At 38.9% G+C, this 17,140-nt stretch carries 19 protein-coding genes; 12 read left to right on the top strand and 7 right to left on the bottom strand.

Translation table 11 applies throughout. The features are described 5' to 3' along the window. Window positions 1–162: 162 nt before the first annotated feature. Complete coding sequence (locus AB986_RS18755) at window positions 163–714, top strand: GNAT family N-acetyltransferase (protein WP_048313145.1); 552 nt, start codon at window positions 163–165, stop codon at window positions 712–714. Here AB986_RS18755 and cls read toward each other — a convergent pair. Continuing rightward, on the bottom strand, window positions 709–2,208 hold the full coding sequence (cls, locus tag AB986_RS18750) for a cardiolipin synthase (RefSeq protein WP_048313144.1): 1,500 nt from the start codon (window positions 2,206–2,208) through the stop codon (window positions 709–711). The genes AB986_RS18755 and cls overlap by 6 nt on opposite strands. A 53-nt stretch (window positions 2,209–2,261) precedes the next feature. After that, on the bottom strand, window positions 2,262–2,669 hold the full coding sequence (locus AB986_RS18745) for a DUF948 domain-containing protein (protein ID WP_048313143.1): 408 nt from the start codon (window positions 2,667–2,669) through the stop codon (window positions 2,262–2,264). A 149-nt stretch (window positions 2,670–2,818) separates the two neighbouring features. Between AB986_RS18745 and AB986_RS18740 the strand changes: the two genes are divergently transcribed. The 5 genes from AB986_RS18740 (at window position 2,819) to AB986_RS18720 (ending at window position 5,738) form a co-directional block, all read left to right on the top strand. Continuing rightward, window positions 2,819–3,517 (top strand): AIM24 family protein, encoded by a 699-nt coding sequence (locus AB986_RS18740; RefSeq protein WP_048313142.1) that lies wholly within the window; start codon window positions 2,819–2,821, stop codon window positions 3,515–3,517. Window positions 3,518–3,520: 3 nt separating this feature from the next. Then, a complete protein-coding gene (locus tag AB986_RS18735; RefSeq protein WP_048313141.1) occupies window positions 3,521–4,273 on the top strand; it encodes a GNAT family N-acetyltransferase in 753 nt (250 codons plus the stop codon). A gap of 106 nt (window positions 4,274–4,379) precedes the next feature. Next, a complete protein-coding gene (locus AB986_RS18730; RefSeq protein WP_048313140.1) occupies window positions 4,380–4,820 on the top strand; it encodes a macro domain-containing protein in 441 nt (146 codons plus the stop codon). 169 nt (window positions 4,821–4,989) lie between these two features. Further along, entirely contained in the window at window positions 4,990–5,253 is a 264-nt protein-coding gene (locus AB986_RS18725) for a KGG domain-containing protein (RefSeq protein WP_048313139.1), read from the top strand. Window positions 5,254–5,357: 104 nt separating this feature from the next. Continuing rightward, complete coding sequence (locus AB986_RS18720) at window positions 5,358–5,738, top strand: KGG domain-containing protein (RefSeq protein ID WP_048313138.1); 381 nt, start codon at window positions 5,358–5,360, stop codon at window positions 5,736–5,738. A 267-nt stretch (window positions 5,739–6,005) separates the two neighbouring features. Here the strand turns inward: AB986_RS18720 and AB986_RS18715 are convergent, their stop codons facing one another. From AB986_RS18715 to ymzB, 3 genes are all read right to left on the bottom strand, one after another. Further along, entirely contained in the window at window positions 6,006–6,203 is a 198-nt protein-coding gene (locus tag AB986_RS18715) for a DUF2188 domain-containing protein (protein WP_048313137.1), read from the bottom strand. 310 nt (window positions 6,204–6,513) lie between these two features. Beyond that, window positions 6,514–6,873, bottom strand: a complete 360-nt coding sequence (locus tag AB986_RS18710) for a DUF4870 domain-containing protein (protein ID WP_236690418.1) — start codon at window positions 6,871–6,873, stop codon at window positions 6,514–6,516. 121 nt (window positions 6,874–6,994) lie between these two features. Continuing rightward, window positions 6,995–7,342 (bottom strand): protein YmzB, encoded by a 348-nt coding sequence (gene ymzB / locus AB986_RS18705; RefSeq protein ID WP_048313136.1) that lies wholly within the window; start codon window positions 7,340–7,342, stop codon window positions 6,995–6,997. 117 nt (window positions 7,343–7,459) lie between these two features. On the opposite strand from ymzB, the gene mnmH reads away from it, so the two are divergent. Then, window positions 7,460–8,521: a tRNA 2-selenouridine(34) synthase MnmH gene (gene mnmH / locus AB986_RS18700; RefSeq protein ID WP_053216263.1), complete on the top strand. Its 1,062-nt coding sequence runs from the start codon at window positions 7,460–7,462 to the stop codon at window positions 8,519–8,521. Here the strand turns inward: mnmH and AB986_RS18695 are convergent. Next, window positions 8,484–8,948, bottom strand: coding sequence for a hypothetical protein (locus AB986_RS18695; RefSeq protein WP_048313134.1), 465 nt, complete (start codon window positions 8,946–8,948; stop codon window positions 8,484–8,486). The two genes, mnmH and AB986_RS18695, sit on opposite strands and share 38 nt — an antisense overlap. 504 nt (window positions 8,949–9,452) lie before the next feature. On the opposite strand from AB986_RS18695, the gene AB986_RS18690 reads away from it, so the two are divergent. The 5 genes from AB986_RS18690 (at window position 9,453) to AB986_RS18670 (ending at window position 16,500) form a co-directional block, all read left to right on the top strand. After that, the gene (locus AB986_RS18690) at window positions 9,453–11,576 is read left to right on the top strand and encodes an ATP-dependent Clp protease ATP-binding subunit (protein ID WP_048313133.1); all 2,124 of its coding nucleotides are present in this window, start codon (window positions 9,453–9,455) and stop codon (window positions 11,574–11,576) included. A gap of 260 nt (window positions 11,577–11,836) precedes the next feature. Next, window positions 11,837–13,105: an ATP-grasp domain-containing protein gene (locus tag AB986_RS18685; protein ID WP_084006654.1), complete on the top strand. Its 1,269-nt coding sequence runs from the start codon at window positions 11,837–11,839 to the stop codon at window positions 13,103–13,105. 32 nt (window positions 13,106–13,137) lie between these two features. After that, window positions 13,138–15,108, top strand: a complete 1,971-nt coding sequence (locus AB986_RS18680) for a hypothetical protein (RefSeq protein WP_048313132.1) — start codon at window positions 13,138–13,140, stop codon at window positions 15,106–15,108. 79 nt (window positions 15,109–15,187) lie between these two features. Then, a complete protein-coding gene (locus AB986_RS18675; RefSeq protein WP_048313131.1) occupies window positions 15,188–15,484 on the top strand; it encodes a Dabb family protein in 297 nt (98 codons plus the stop codon). A gap of 23 nt (window positions 15,485–15,507) precedes the next feature. Next, window positions 15,508–16,500 (top strand): zinc-binding dehydrogenase, encoded by a 993-nt coding sequence (locus tag AB986_RS18670; RefSeq protein WP_048313130.1) that lies wholly within the window; start codon window positions 15,508–15,510, stop codon window positions 16,498–16,500. Between the two features lie 51 nt (window positions 16,501–16,551). On the opposite strand, the gene AB986_RS21290 is transcribed toward AB986_RS18670, so the two are convergent. Next, window positions 16,552–17,118, bottom strand: coding sequence for a hypothetical protein (locus AB986_RS21290; protein WP_053216262.1), 567 nt, complete (start codon window positions 17,116–17,118; stop codon window positions 16,552–16,554). Between the last annotated feature and the right edge of the window lie 22 nt (window positions 17,119–17,140).

The raw sequence follows: 17,140 nt of genomic DNA, 5'->3' as shown, positions 1-17,140 counted from the left end.
TAATGAACAGTGTTGATTTTTGGCTCATTTTCGCCCTGTGGTGACCTTTCAGCAGGGCTGAAAGGCGAGTGAAACTGAGGTTTCACTCGAATGAGCCAATAACCGAGAAATCAACAATATGAGCCAATATAGCAAATCCATAAAAAAGGAATGAAAGCAGTTATGAATAAGGAATTTCCAGAACAAGTAACGAAACGCCTTAAATTAAGAGCATTGGGTGAAAAAGATTTAGAGGATTTATTATCCATCTTCTCAAACCCTCACACAATGAAATACTATGGTAGTGACGTACTCAGCAGTCTCGAAGAGGTAGATGGGATGCTAATGAGCTTTAGGAAAGGGTTTGAAAATCAACAGGCGATTCGATTTGGCATAGAGTGCCTGGAAACTGGTCAGTTAATTGGGACGTGTGGCTTTCATAATTGGTCAAAGCGAGTTAATCGAATTGAAATAGGCTATGAGTTAAAACATGAAAAAGAAGGCAATGGATATATGATAGAAGCTTTAACAGCTATCATTTCCTTTGCCTTCCGTGAATTACAAATTAATCGTATAGGTGCACTAATTCACCCTGAGAACACATCTTCAAGGAAACTTGTTAAGAACTTGGGTTTCCAAGAAGAAGGTTTACTCCGGGACTATGCTTATGCTAACGGAAACTACATGGATTTAATCATGCATTCTCTTTTGAAGAAAGAGTGGTCCAATTTATAATACAGGTGAGAAAAGTCTAGCAAAGGACTCTTTTGTACGATGCTTTAATCCTCTTTGATTGTAAGAGTCTTTTGTGACTTTAACCGAATCATTAATGTCGTTTTTGTAGCCATCCACAAGATCCTTAACCGAACTTGCTTGAAATAGAAACAAGTTAACTTCGAAATTTAAATTCATTGAACGCATATCCATGTTTGCAGTTCCAATCGTTGCAATATCTTCATCAATTATCATGATTTTTTGATGAAGAAATCCCTTTTGATACATATATATTTCCACACCATAATCAAGAAGCTCTGAGAAGTAAGACCTTGTCCCATATTGTGTTAAAAATCCATCACTTACTTCAGGTACGATTAACCTTACTTGAATACCTCTCATAGAAGCCATCGCAAGAGCTGTCCGGATCGCTTTATTTGGAACAAAATAAGGTGTTGCGATCCAGATTCGGTCTGTCGCAGACGTAATTAAGCTGAAATAAAGATCAGACATTGCTCCTCGTTTTGTGTCAGGACCACTTGCAACAAGTTGTGTACCGCCGTTTCCTTCTACTTCATACGTTTCAAGATACTTGGTGGTGCTTAATTCTTCTCCACACATATAGAACCAATCCATCAGAAATACAGCATGAAGGGCAGAAAGAACTTCTCCTTTTACAAGTACATGTGTGTCACGCCAGAACCGCATGTTGTTCATATCACCAGCATATTCATCTCCAATGTTTAAGCCTCCAACAAAACCGGCTTTACCATCTATCACAATTATTTTGCGATGATTGCGGAAGTTCACAGTTTGATTAAAGAAACCATATTTGATTGGTAGGAATTGTTGGACGCTAGCACCGGCCTCTCTTAACGCTTTCTTGGAAGCTCTTGAAAGGTTATGGCTACCGATTGAATCGTAAAGAACTCTTACCTCGACGCCTTCCTTTGCTTTCTCAATAAGTAGATCAATAATCGATGTTCCGAGCTCATCAGAACGGAACGTATAGTACTCCATATGGATATATATTTCTGCCTTTTGAATTTCTTCTTTAATTGAAGAGAAGGTTTGACTTCCGTTAAACAGTATTTTTGTAGTAGATCTCATGCTAATTGGACTTGAAACCATTGTAGCAATTAAGTTAGAGAAATTTTGATTTCGTTCAGTTAATTCATTCCAACGTTCTGAAGGTGGAAAGTTAACGTACTGCTGGAAGAACTTAAGTCCATTTGATCGTTTTTCTTTAAATAAGTGGCCTTTCACTTCAAGTTGGCCAGAAAATAGGAAGAACACGTACCCAATGATTGGAAAGAAAATAAGAACATAAATCCAAAGTAACGTTTTATAAGGCGACCGCCCCTCTAACAAAAGAACATATAAAATAGATAGTAAAATAACACAATACGTTATACCAGAGAGCCACTTCCATTCAGGGGAGAGAGAAGTGAAAAAAATGATCGAAAGGGATGAAGTCATTATGATAAAGAATATAATTTGTCTAATTTGCTTCATGGATAGCCCACCTAGGAAAAAATTTTGAACGTAAAAAAGTAAGGGCTATGCCCTTACTCCGCTTGGTTTGACTTTCGCTTCACGCGGTAGCGGCCCCACAGATCAATAAGCTTATCACCAATTTCGGTCAATTGAGAATCGGATGTTTCACGCTGTGGATTTGGCGTGTTTTTAATTGATGAGAGTAGCTTTTTGAAAGGTTCAGGTGAAGCCTTTGCTGTCTTAATAACATTTTGTACCGTTTCTTTCTTTGTTTGGATGCCGTTAGAAATGGTTGAAGTGGTTTCTGATAGTTGAGTGGTTTCGTTGTTAATTTTATCAACTTTTTCTTGAAAGCGTGCAGCTGTTTCGGAAAGGTCCGTTACAGATTTTTTCGTTTCTTTTAAATTTTTTACGACTATGTAACCTAAATAGACAAGTGAAAGAACGACAATAGCAATGCTTATATACACGATAATCATTTCAAAACCTCCTGCTCGCTCGTATTAAGGTTAATTTACCCTTCGAATCCTATTCACAAACAATATCTTTCTAAATATTTCATTCGAAATTGAAACGATTTCGACTGGTATTACGTAACAAAAGAAAAGAGTGGAAGGGGAGAGGACAAATGAATCGATATTCGATTGAAGAATTTATACAGTCAACTGAACAGAAGGATAAAGGTGAGGGGTTCTTTGAACTTGAGACACCAAGAATCCTTGAAGTGAATTTAAATGGCCGTGTATGGGCTAAATCAGGCGGTATGATAACGTACAATGGTGAAATTAAATTTGAAAGAGAAGGCATTCTTGAGCATGGACTGGGTAAAATGTTTAAGAAGGCACTAACAGGTGAAGGGGCTTCCCTTATGAAGGCACAAGGAAATGGGAAGCTATATCTTGCTGATGCCGGGAAAAAGATTTCTATTATTCAGTTGCATCATAATGAATCAATTAGCGTGAATGGGAATGATTTATTAGCGTTTGAAGATGGAATTGACTGGGATATAAAAATGATGAAGCGAATTACAGGAATGATGGCGGGTGGATTATTTAATGTCACATGTAAGGGCCCAGGAATGATTGCTATTACTAGTCATTATGAACCTCTTACGATACGAGTGTCCCCTGGAAAGCCTGTCATCACAGATCCTAATGCAACAGTTGCATGGTCTGGTCATCTTCAACCGCAATTTCAAACGGATGTTTCATTAAAATCCTTCTTTGGAAGAGGGAGTGGTGAGTCAATTCAGATGAGGTTTGAAGGTGAAGGTTTTGTTGTGGTACAGCCATTTGAGGAAGTTTATATGCAGAACAGTCAAGGCTAAAGGATGAAATCATTTTTAACAAGTAAAGAACGAGACGTAGATGTGAAATTACTTGATGGCCGACCTTATTACCTAGCAGCAGAAAATGTGGAGAATTTAGAAACGAATGATGATCTTGACCTGTTTATTAGTCGAATGGAAGAGTTGGCTATGAAGGAAAGAGTACAACACGTTACGATTACAATAGACTCATCTTCTGCTCACATTCATAAATTAAAGAAAAACTTATATGTAAATAAATCCAGGTCAATAGAATATTCTCGCGATCTTAACCTGGAAAGCTTTACCTATAATTACAATAGTACTATTACTTTTTCATCTGCGGCTGAAGTTGGAATTACAAGGTTTCTCGATATTTGGGAGAATGCTATGAGTAGCTCTTTGAATGTCCCATCCTTATACACGATAGAAGAGCAATACGAAGGGATGAAGCAGGAAGTAGGTGCTCAGTACAAAACGAGTTGTTTTATTGTTTTTAATAACGGTATACCGCTTGGTGTGGTGATGCCTATTATCGAGTCAGGTACAACAGAAGAAGGGCGTTTATTTTATTTTGGATTATTACCTAATCAGCGGGGAAAGGGACTTGGTACAATCGTTCACCGTTTAGGATTACACCTTTTGCAGCAAAAGGGTGCTTCCTATTATATTGGCAGTACGGGAGTAGACAATAAACCAATGCAGCAAATATTTCGAAATAACGATTGTAGACGTAGCCGTGAAGTAGTGACGTTAATCAAATCGTTACAAATATAGCGAAACTTATCATATTATGCAGAAGGAAGTAAAATATTCCTATTGAAATTAAAAGAATTTTCTTTATAATCATACAAAAGGGTTCTCTACAAAGGAGAGTGCATGTATGATCAGTTTAGAAAAAGGTAACCTTCTTAAAAGTGATTGTACCGTTATAGCTCATCAATGTGACTGTTTTAATGCGATGGATGTTGGTATTGCAAAGTCAGTAAAAGAAACGTACCCTGAAGCAGCAAAAGCTGATGAAGACTTTCCGTTTTCACCCAAAAAGAAGCTTGGGAAGTGCTCGTTTGCTTTAAGCCGTGATAATAAGCGAATCATTGCTAACTTATACGGTCAATATAAACCCGCTGGACTTCAAACAAATTATCCAGCGTGGCTGAAATCGTTCGAACATATGATTAAAGAATTAAAACCATTCGAAGAAAAGGGATTTAAAATAAAAATTGGTTGTGGAATCGATAAAGATGATCTGATTAATGTAAAAAAATCTTTAGAAAAGATTTCCAAGAAATACGAGAAACCAATCCATGTGTACTATTCTTAAGGAAACGCTCCCGTCATGGGGGCGTTTTTTTGATGAGTATTCCTATTTACTATTTAGTAAGAAGGAATCAAAAATGTAAAATACCACCATTATCCCGTTTGTGAAAACGATATCGTGGAATACAACGAGTGTAGCGCAAAAGAAAAAATGGATGAAAGGAGAATGTAAGATGGCTGATCATAACAATGACAAAATGAGTAGAGAAGAAGCAGGACGTAAAGGTGGGAACAAGACATCTAGAGAGCATGATAAGGAATTTTATCAAGATATCGGTCAAAAAGGCGGAGAAACAACTGCTGAGGAACATGATAAAGAATTCTATCAAGAAATTGGTGAGAAGGGCGGAGAGCAAACGTCCAAGAATAAAGATAAGGAATTCTATAAAGAGATTGGAGAAAAAGGCGGTAAGAAGAGTGGATTTCAGAACAATTAATGCAGTGTCTTGTGAAGCGTAGGGAATTTTCTACTAGACCATTCTTTCATGAGACTTAAGGTTTGTTACTTGAAAATAATTAACAATACTGGAGGAGATTTAAGATGGCTAACAATAACGAGAAAATGAGTAGAGAAGAAGCAGGACGTAAAGGCGGAAAAAAAACAGCAAGAGAACATAACAAAGATTTTTACGAAGATATTGGACAAAAAGGCGGAGAAAAAACGGCGAAGGAACATGATAAAGATTTCTATCAAGAAATTGGCGAAAAGGGTGGAAACAAAACATCTGAAGAGCATGGTAAAGAATTCTATGAGGAGATCGGAGAAAAAGGTGGTAAGAAAACAGCTAGAGAGCATGATAAAGAGTTCTATCAAGAAATTGGAGAGAAAGGCGGAGAGCAAACTTCCAAAAATCAAGATAAAGAATTCTACCAGGAGATTGGAAAAAAAGGTGGTAAGAAAAGCGGAGACGATCAGAATTAATCGGGTAGAGCGGAGGGTCATCCCTTCGCTTTTATATTTTTGTTTGGCTCTTTTCAAATAGATTGTTGCTTTTAAATCAATTATTGTAAAAAACCACACTTTGCTAATGGGAGCATAAGGAGGCTCACCGCCCGCCCCGCGGAAAGGGGGGAGGAGCGGAAATTAACCACTAGTCTAAGAGCAACAATGTCTACGAAAAGAGCCTTGTGTCTATAACAACAGGAATCCCCTTCACAGATCTGTGAAGGGGATTCCTATGTACATTATTTAAAATGTGCGTTCTTCTTCAACTTCATGCTGTTCGTTTAGGATTAGCAATCGGCTCGGTGAATCACCTTGAGCTAGTTCTTCTGCTTTCTCAATCGCAGTTGAACGCATTTTGTATAAATCTGTTGGTGCAATGTCCTCAATTTTAACGAACCAACCTGTTACATCTTTATTTGGTGCTACTGTATATTCCTTCATGGGAAATATCCTCCTTTAAGCTGTTGTAGTATTAACATTTCCCAACTAAAAGAGAGCTAAAACATGGTTTTGTACACAATAAAAAAAATCAGCGAGTTAACGCTGATTTATTGCGGTCTTGTTGTGATGTAAAAACCGACGATAAAAGCAATTGGCACAGCCCAAACCATAAATGCTAGTGCCCAAACAGTAAAACGGTTCCATTCTTTTTCTTTAGCAGCCAAGAGCAGACCCTCCACATTATAAGTTTAGTTTCATTATAACATGGACATAGCTAAATTATGAGTGAACATACTAAATTATTGCGGATTTAAGACACGAATCGAATCGTCAAAGGATAGTGGTAGTCTTCTCCTTGATTAGATTTAACTGATGCGACAATAATTAATACAAGATGGAGTACGAAAAGAGCAGGGAGAAGAATAAGTCCAATGATTACGATACTTAAAATACCTAGAATAAGGGTATAAATCATCATGGTAATTTGGAAGTTCAACGCTTCTTTCCCTTGGGTTTCAATAAATGGATCAGTCTCTCTTTTGATCGACCATATAACTAACGGTCCTACAATATTTCCAAAAGGGATTAAGTAACCTGATAAGCCAGAGAGGTGGGCAAACATGGCCCAAGTGCGTGCTTCTTGATTAGGAATGGTTGCATCTTTTTCCAATAGAATCCCTCCTGTTAAAGCATTCTATAATCAGCATATTATTGAGTAGGAAGGGATATTCTTAAGGTGTTGAATACAAGGGGTGTTTTCACTATAAAAAACGGAAACCAATTGGTTCCCGTTAATTTGGATTGTAGCTGATGTGATAAGAAGCTCGTTCAGTTGCAATCATTAATTCAGTTGTCTGGTGATTTACTTCACTGATATTTTCAATCGGTATTTCAAATAAAGAATGTGGAAGAGGAACAGTAGCCTCAGCTGAGATTACTTTGCCTTCACCTTTAAGCTGAAGAAGTGTTGAGGCTGTGTAGTCATCAACCTTCTCACCACGATGTTGAAAAGTGAAATCTTCAAGCTTCATTATTGTCTTATCAACATCGTCAAGTTCTTTCTTCTCAACAATTATATGTCCACCAATCCATTCAGTAAGCGCGTTGCGAAGGTCTTTTAACATTGTTGAAGTTTCCATACTTTTCACCTCGTTATTATTTTCCCCATTTCGAAGGTCAATAAACCGTTACTCTGAACTTATAGAAGAGGTAGATGCTATACTTAAAATACGAATAGAAGCAAAAGGATGATTGTAATGAAAACAATTACGATAAATGAGGTTCTAGATCGAAAGCTTACTCTTATAGATGTCCGTACGCCCGCTGAATATGAGAAGTTCCATATTCCTGGGGCTCTTAATTTACCGGTTTTTTCGAATGAAGAAAGGGAATTAGTTGGGACAACATATAAACAAAAGGGAAAAGAAGCAGCGAAGGTACTTGGTATATCACTCATTTCTCCATCTCTACCTGACTTTTACGAGAAAGCGAAAGAACTATCAGGTGAAGAAGAATTTGTGGTTTATTGCTGGCGAGGTGGTATGCGAAGCAAAAGTTTGACTGTTGTTTATGACATGATGGGGCTTTCTTGCTACCAGCTTGAAGGCGGTATTCGTTCGTATCGTCAAAAGGTAACAGAAGGATTAGAGCATATGGCCAATCTAACTACACCATACCTTGTTCTAGAAGGGTTAACAGGCACATCCAAAACTGAAATTCTAAATGATTTGGAAAATAGAGGGTATCCTGTTATTGATCTGGAAGGTCTTGCAGCTCATAGAGGATCAGTATTTGGAAGGGTTAACTTGCCCGAGCGTAGTCAGAAGGAATTCGAGGCTGAGCTTTATCATAGGTTAGAAGAGATTGGGGATACAGCTTTTTATATCATTGAGTCTGAAAGCAAACGACTTGGGAACATTATTATTCCTGACTTTATTCTAGATGGAAAACAAAAAGGGACGCGTATACAAGTCCACGCCCCGCTTTCTTATCGAATCCAAACAATCCTTGATACGTATCATCCTGAACAACATAAAGACGAGATTATGAAAGGCATTAACAAGATCGAGAAGCGTTTTTCTGATGAAGATCGATTTGAAATCTACTCAGCAGTAGAAGACAAAAATTATGCCTCAGTTGTCGAGCGGTTGTTACTTCATTACTACGACCCCAGGTATGAACACAAGGCATATGAAAACGAAGGTGAAATTGTTAATCTTTCTTTTGAATCACTCGAAGAAGGAATTCGACTTGTCCAGAATGAAGTGGATCGACTAGGAACTATGCTTCGATCAGAAGGCGAGAAAGTTTCGCTTTAATTGATTTTCTTTCTTCAGGTAGTTCTTCATTGTTATACCGTTCAATAAGATCGTCAATCCGTTTGAAGTACAAATTACTAACCCATGCCACATAGCTTTTATAAACTGGCGACTTCAAGAAGTGGATAAGCATATTGTCGTTTGGTCCGAAGTAGTAGGATTTATCGTCAAAAAAAGTGAAAAAGCGCTTGAATGATAATTTGGTAAATGAGTTGTCCATTTCAAAACGAAATCTGTTTAGTGGATCTGGGATTAAGCGAATAGTAAACACATCATCGTTATCAAACATTTCCTTCGGTGTTGGTAGAATCAAATAAGGATAGTCTCGATCATCAAGGGCAATGAAGAAATCTTCAGGCGACTCGTGACAGGTAGGGACTCGTTTGACGGTCGTTTCAACAATCAATTGATAGACTGAATCATTCATTGGTAATCCTCCCTTTAGTAATCTATCATCATTGTTACCGTACTAGTAAACTTGTATACCCTTTGTCGAAAAGTAGTTTATTACAATCTATTATCCAAGCCTTAAAAAAATTCCTTTATTTCAAATATTACATTTCAAAATGTAGTTTTTTCGAAGACCTTGCTTCTATAAGGGTGATTAATTTCCGCTCCAGGATACTCGCTTTCCGCGGGGCGGGCGGTGAGCCTCCTTCCGCTCCAATCACTAAGTGTGGTTTTTTAAATAATTTTATCAAAAGCAACAATTTTTTAGAAAAGAGCCTTTTAAAAAGCTGAGACTAATGTCTCGGCTTTTTTCTTTTTAGATGTTACTCAAAAAAATAAGCATAATACTTGAAAGTCAAAGATAGTCAAATTATAATAAGGTTACAAGGTCAAAGATAGTCAAAGTCAATTTAATCTCTTTGCCTTTTATTAAACAAACTTAATTTAATTCTAAGGATATATATTATAAGGAGGCCATCATATGCTTTGTGATCATTGCAAGCAGAATAACGCGTCAGTTCAATTGAATGTTCAAGTAAATGAGAGTAGAAAACGAGTTCATCTTTGTAGCACGTGTTATACAAAAGTGATGAATGGTCAAAATACTCCATCACCAAAAGGTCAAATAGACGATTTCTTTAACTCCTTTATGAATGCATCAAACGGATCTGCTAGTAATCAAGTTCCTGAATCAGAGACTGAACACGGAAAAGGCGGCTTGCTTGATGATTTAGGTCGTAATCTTTCTGATGCGGCTAAAGCTGGTTTAATTGATCCGGTAATTGGTAGGGAGAAAGAAGTAGCTCGCGTAATTGAAACGTTAAATAGAAGAAATAAAAATAATCCAGTTCTTATCGGTGAAGCAGGTGTTGGTAAAACAGCGATCGCCGAAGGTCTTGCTCTTCGAATTTCTGAAGGGAACGTTCCTTCTAAGCTTAAGAATAAAGAGATTTATTTACTTGATGTAGTTTCCCTTGTATCAAATACAGGGATTAGAGGGCAATTTGAAGAGAGAATGAAGCAACTGATTACAGAGTTGCAAAATAGAAAGAACGTTATTCTATTCGTTGATGAACTTCATCAGATTGTCGGTGCAGGATCAGCAGAAGGATCAATGGATGCAGGTAACATTCTGAAACCTGCACTCGCTAGGGGGGAGCTACAGCTTATTGGCGCAACCACCCTTAAAGAGTATCGACAAATTGAGAAGGACGCGGCTCTTGAGCGTCGTTTCCAGCCAGTAATGGTCAATGAACCGTCCGTAGAAGAAGCGATTGAAATTCTAAATGGGCTTAAGAGTAAATATGAAGAATATCATGAAGTTAGCTACACACAAGAAGCCATTAAAGCGTGTGTAACATTGTCTAACCGGTTCATACAAGACCGTTTCCTTCCAGATAAGGCCATTGATTTATTGGATGAAGCAGGTGCGAAAATGAACTTAACATTCGCTGAAACAAACCATGATGATATTCAAAAACGTTTGCAGCAATTAGCTGTAGATAAGAAAAAGGCGACAGATGCTGAAGACTATGAAGAAGCAGCTAAGCTGCGGGATGAAGAGTCTAAGCTTGAGAAGCAGCTTGAAGAAACCGTTAATCATTCTTCCAAGTCTGAGAATGTGATTGATTTAGAAGAAATTCAACACATTATTGAGGACAAGACTGGAATCCCTGTTCGCAAACTTCGTGAAGATGAACAAACCAAGATGAGAAACCTTGCTGAACGACTTAATACGAAGATAGTTGGGCAAGAAGAGGCCGTTAACAAAGTAGCAAAAGCGATTCGCAGAAGCAGAGCAGGTTTGAAACGTCAAAATCGCCCTATCGGTTCATTCTTATTCGTTGGGCCAACGGGAGTAGGTAAGACAGAACTTTCTAAATCACTTGCTGAAGAGTTGTTTGGAGACAGAGAAGCTATGATTCGACTTGATATGAGTGAGTACATGGAGAAGCACTCCGTATCTAAGCTTATCGGCTCACCTCCAGGTTATGTAGGTCATGAGGAAGCAGGGCAGTTAACCGAAAGAGTTCGTCGTAAGCCTTACAGTATCTTATTAATTGATGAGGTCGAAAAGGCTCATCCTGATGTTCAAAATATGTTCCTTCAGATTCTAGATGATGGTCGTTTGACAGATAGTCAGGGTAGAATGGTTAGCTTTAAAGATACAGTTATTATTATGACAAGTAATGCTGGAACTGCAGAACGCAAAATTACTGTTGGTTTTGATTCAGCAGAAAGCTACACAAACGTCATGGAAAGTTTAGGAAACTATTTCAGACCAGAATTCTTAAACCGATTTGATGGGATCATTCCTTTTAAATCTCTTGAACAAACAAGTCTTGTTACGATTGTAGATTTAATGATTCAAGAGTTAGATGAGAGTCTTGTTGAACAGAATTTATCACTAACAATTAGTGATGAAGCGAAAAGGAAACTGGCAGAATTAGGGTACAATCCAACGTTTGGTGCACGACCTCTGAGAAGAGTTATTGAAGAGCATGTTGAAGACGGTATTGCAGATTTACTCGTGGATGAAAGCGATGTGAAATCAGTCACTGTTGAACTAATCGAAGGTAACATTGTCGTGAATAAACAAGCGTAAAAATGTAAGAGAAAGTCGTTCTATAAAGAGCGGCTTTCTTTTTTTGTTACTTTTTTACAAAAAGAGGGAAGTAAATAAATAGCAGTATTCCTGACCTCTCACACTAACAGGTAAGTCGATTTGTGTCGTTTTATGACTTCTTTTGTATTAATGTGGCGAAAGTTCAGAATATTAGTTAAAATAAGTTGTTATATCTGCTACGTTATATAAAGAAGGTCAGGAAAGACTTCTCTACTATTTTATAAAGGAGCGAGAACAAAATGGAACTGGATCAGCTAGAAATGAACCAGACGTTACAAGAAAGTCAGCCAGAAGGAAGGACAATTCCATATTTAACAGCATTGATTGGATGGAGTCTTCCCGCAATTGAGGCCTGTGACAAGTTGAATCGGCCTTTTGTAGTGGTGGGTCCTCCTGATTTTAAGGAATATGCCGAGAAGCATGACATCACTTTCGTAGGTTGGGAGTTTGACAGATTGAATGAAGGTTCAGACAAACTCTATAAGCAACTTAAAGCACTAGGTGCAGAGGTTGCAGTACCTCTTTATGAAGAGTGTGTTGAATGGGCAGGTGCTCTAAATTCACGCTTCAGAGAAGAACCAAGACTTTTTAACCGTTCGCTTCTTTTAAGAGATAAAGGGATGATGAAACGAAAAGCACAGATGGCCGGCATTAAAGTAGGCGTTTTTGAAGAAGCAAGAGATAAAGAAGATGTAAAGCGCTTTCTAAAAAGAGTGAACGATGCTCTACTGAAAGTGGATGGAGATAAATACGAACCAATTCACTGTAAGCCTCTAGATAAGGCTGGATCAGTTGGACATCGAGCGATCGATAACCCTGCAGATATTGAAGCACTAACAGATACTGATTTTCCTTTACTAATGGAAAGTCATCTAGACGGACAGGAATTCTCTTGTGAAGTTTTCGTCCATAATGGAAAAATTCAATTTCTTAATATTACAGAGTATGTAAAACTCGGATACTCTAACTTTGTACCACCTTCCCCGTCTCTTGAAGCGAGACGTCCGATCATTCGAAAAGCAATTGAACAGCTAATCGAGGCATTTGAAATTGAGAATGGTGTTATTCATCCAGAGTATTTTGTTATGCCTGATGGTACCCTTCACTTTGGCGAAGTAGCGGCGAGAGTACCTGGAGGACATATATTTGATTTAATTGAACGCGCTTACGGATTCAGTGCATATGAAGCTCAAATTCTTTGTAGTGATCCGAATACGACAGAAGAAGAATTAAGAAAATTCTTCCCAGGTGAGGATGAGGCACAGGGTTATGCTGGATGTCTAATGGTTCATCCACATGTGAACTTTATTGAGGAGCTAAATATTCCAGAAGAGCTTGAAAACCATGATTTCTTTGAGAAACATGATATGTTCACACCTCCTCAAGGGAAAGTTGCTGAGCGCGTAGGCTTTGGAAACCATTATGGTACGATCTTCTTCTTCGGAGATGATAGTGCCGAAATCACTCGTTTACTTGTTGACTATGAAAAGTATGACTTCTATCTATAGAACATTATCTTTACCATAAAGGAGAATTTAGCATGCCATCTGAAGTAACAGAAGGAAAGATTGCAAGGTTTTCCCGCTCATTGACACGTCTAGAAGAAGCGGCTTCTTATGCGAAGTCGCGTTATCAAACAGATGTATATCAAGAAGCGAACCGTCTCCTTGAAACCGAAGAGGGACTAGAAGTGCTATATCAATACGCACACCGATTAGATGATGCAGGGGTTTTCCAGGACGGTCCATGGGAAGATGCATCGAAGCTGCAAGCCCCACTAGTAGCCGGTTCTTTGCAGGCGAAAGGTCTTCCGTATGTTATTGAAATGCTCAGCGATTTGCGTATGTTAGCCATTGCAGAAGGAAAAATGAATCATCCTAAAGTATCACAGGAGATGGCAATGGACTTCTTAAATGAAGTTATGGCATTGAACCTTGATCTGCTTTTCCCAGATGCCTCGGAAGCGTCTCGAATTGAGAAAAAGGAAAACACAGTTGAAGCACAGAGGCTGTTTCGATTTATTTCACAGTATCTTTCTTCAAGCGCGCTTTCAGAAACACTTATCTATGAAATTGAACGGTTAACCGCTCAACGCCCTATTACAGTGAAACGGACTGTTTCAATGATAAGAATGGCTAAAGAAATGTTGAAAACCGAAACAAGTGGAACTCAAGCTGAAGTTCTTGAGCAGTATATTGCTTCGATAGAAGGGCCTTCACAGTTAAGTAGTGATCATTCGTTACCCAATGATTATCGTAAACAGCTGATGGCACTTTCCACTGAAGAGTTGCGTAAAGAGAGTGAAGCACTTGGGATTTCAATGAGAAAAACAGGGCTTTGCTCTCCACAGCATAGCGTTCTAGCAAGGTTTTTGAGTCGTAAATCTCCACACCTTCTTCCTGTCTTATTGCAGCTAACTAGTAAAGGGAAGGCAAATCTTGAGGAGCACGCTGAACTCGTACACCAGCTTATAAAGGTAGCTCTTTTCCCTTCAACATGCCAATCGGTGTACGGTCTTGCTCTATTGCTTGAAAGAGGGGTATTATCTGCATCCCCTGTCATGCCGGGATTAAGGCGATTGATTGAACTGGATATACGACCTGAGGTAAGAAGTGCTCTCTTCAAAACAGTAGGAGAAGGAGAGGGGCTAACAGCAAACAGCATTTTGCTTGCTGGAGTGATTAGTGTCCTTGGTCAACCTCTTGGCGTTGGACAGGGTCTTAACCCTACTTGTCAGGCAGCGAGAGGAATCAGTCTATGGGCTCAACACGCGCCAGGATATTTACTAGAGATTATTCCTAGAGCTGCACGTGATGGGGACATTGATATGGTGTTTGAAGGTGTTCAAATTCACTCTAAAGATCTTCATGGAGGTCTTGCACCAGATCTACATCCAGAGCTTGATCCTGTATCGCTTGTCCTCGTACCGCATCTTGATCGTATTTACAGCGAAATGATGAGCCGCGTAGCTCTTAGAGGAGAAGATGGGCACCGCTGGGTTAATCCAGCTTTTTATGGCGATTGGGTACAAAAAGGATTCAGTACAGTTATCGAACCGATAACAGGTAGTGTAACCGATTATCCAGGGTTTGTAAGACTGTTTTATGCTACACATCATCCTGAGTACAATGATGATTATGAACTAATCTACCCAAACCCCGTTGGCATTTTCATTACAAACGTTCATGGGAAGATGCTTGGTTTCCATGCAGTTTCGATTCAAAGAATCGCAAAAAGCCCAGATGGAGAATATCGAGTCTATTTCTATAATCCGAACAATGATGGTTCGCAAAACTGGGGTCAAGGTATCGAAAGTACAGTGATGGATCATGGAGAACTTCCTGGTGAAAGTTCGTTGCCATTCGATGAATTTACATCAAGGTTATACGCATTTCACTACAATCCTTATGAACAGGGAGATGCTTACGCAGTAGAGGCAGAGAACGTCTCAAATGTGAAGTCCATGGCTCTAGATAGCTGGGGCCAGGAGTATACATGGATTAGTAAATAAATTAAAGTGTACAGCGCCTTGGATTTGTTTCTGGGCGCTGTTTTGTGTATAAATAAGGAAAAGAGAAGGAGGAGTTTCTATGATCGAACACGTTGTATTATTTAAGTTTAGTAATGAAACAACAAAGGAACAGAAAGAAGAAGGGATGAGCAGACTAATTCAGGTAAAGGACAAGATTCCGGGAATTGTCGATATTCAAGCTGGAACTAACTTTTCTGATAGAAGCCAGGGCTTTGAAAGTGGATTAACCGTTCGTTTTGAATCAAAGGAAGCCTTAGAGGCATATGGTCCTCATCCAGCCCATCAAGACGTTGTTGCATATCTTAAAGAAATTGGCATGACAGAAGTACTAGCACTTGATTTTGAATGTATGTAAGGAAGTGAAAGGAGAGAATACATATGAAAGGATTTGTTCATGGAGGCTATGCTGGAAATGAAGGACTAGCTCTTCGAGATGAATTGAATGAAAAGTCGCCATCAAATGGAGAAGTGAAGATCAAACTAAAGGCTTCAGGTCTTAACCATCGCGACCTATTTATTCCTGATAGACACGATGCTTCTGAACCAGATGTTGTTCTAGGCTCTGACGGAGCAGGAATCGTTATTGAAGTCGGTAGTGAAGTGAAAGATGTAAAAGTTGGCGATCATGTGGTTATTAATCCTGGACTTGGTTGGAGAGAAAATTCAGCGATTCCACCAGAAGGGTTTCAAATAGTTGGATTCCCTGGTGATGGTACGTTTGCAGAAACAATTGTTGTACCAGCTGAGAATGCTGTGTTAAAGCCTGAGTCGTTATCGTTTGAGGAAGCAGCTGTTATTGGTCTCGCGGGTTTAACGGCGTTTCGTGCTTTATTTACAAGAGGTCAGCTTAAAAGTGATCAAACCGTATTTATTCCGGGAATAGGTGGAGGAGTGGCGACATTTCTTCTCCAATTTGCGAAAGCAGCCGGTGCGAGAGTCATTGTTAGTTCAAGAAGTGAAGAGAAAAGAGAAGCTGCACTTAAACTCGGAGCTCACAAAGCTCTTTCGAATGACGAAGACTGGGCTAAAGTAGCTGAAAATGAACACGTTAACCTCGTGATTGAAAGTGTGGGAGCTGCCACCTTTAATCGATCACTCAGTTTATTGAAACGAGGAGGGACTCTAGTCATTTTCGGTTCCTCAACAGGAGACTCAATTGATTTTGACTTGCGTTCTTTCTTCTATGGCCAATACAACTTACTTGGATCAACGATGGGCAGTGCAGAGGAGTTTAATGAAATGATAGAATTTGTAGCTAATCATTCGATTAAGCCTGTCATTGATGAAACGTATTCATTAAATGAGATCGAGAAAGCATTTAAGCATCTAAGTGATGCAAATCAATTTGGTAAATTAGCAGTATCGATCTAGTTTGAGATAGGGATTGAACAAAAAAGGAAGCCTTGTTGGCTTCCTTTTTTGTTAGTAATAATATGGCGGATAGTAAGGGTAATACGGGTATGGGCGATAGTAAGGGATTAGACTTAAAGCGGCAATACCAGCTAATGGAAAGAAAAATCGACCGAATCTACGGTAGCGATATCTTCCATACTGCCTGTTCATATCCGGACCTTCATCTTCTTCAACTTCTTGAGGGATGATCATTGACATATGTTCATCATCAGAATCCATTATAATACCTTCATACTCCATTCCATCCTGCATTTTAACTTTGGCATGGTAGTGACTGTAATGGTTACATAATTTTTTCATATCGCCTTTAAGCTCTTTTTCTTTACCATGCATCATAGCACCTTGAACGGCTTGGTTAGGCATATTACCCTGCATAGCACCTTGGACAGCTTGATTAGGCATGTTACCTTGCATAGCACCTTGAACGGCTTGATTAGGCATATTACCCATCATAGCACCTTGAACAGCTTGATTAGGCATTCCTTGCATAGCACCTTGGACAGCCTGATTAGGCATGTTACCCTGCATAGCACCCTGTACACCTGGATTAGGCATGTGATTGCCGTACATGTTCATGAGTAATTCCTCCTTTACACAA

Source organism: Guptibacillus hwajinpoensis (assembly GCF_001039475.1).
GTDB classification, from domain to species: domain Bacteria; phylum Bacillota; class Bacilli; order Bacillales; family Guptibacillaceae; genus Guptibacillus; species Guptibacillus hwajinpoensis.
This window is presented reverse-complemented; position numbering and strand designations above follow the sequence as displayed.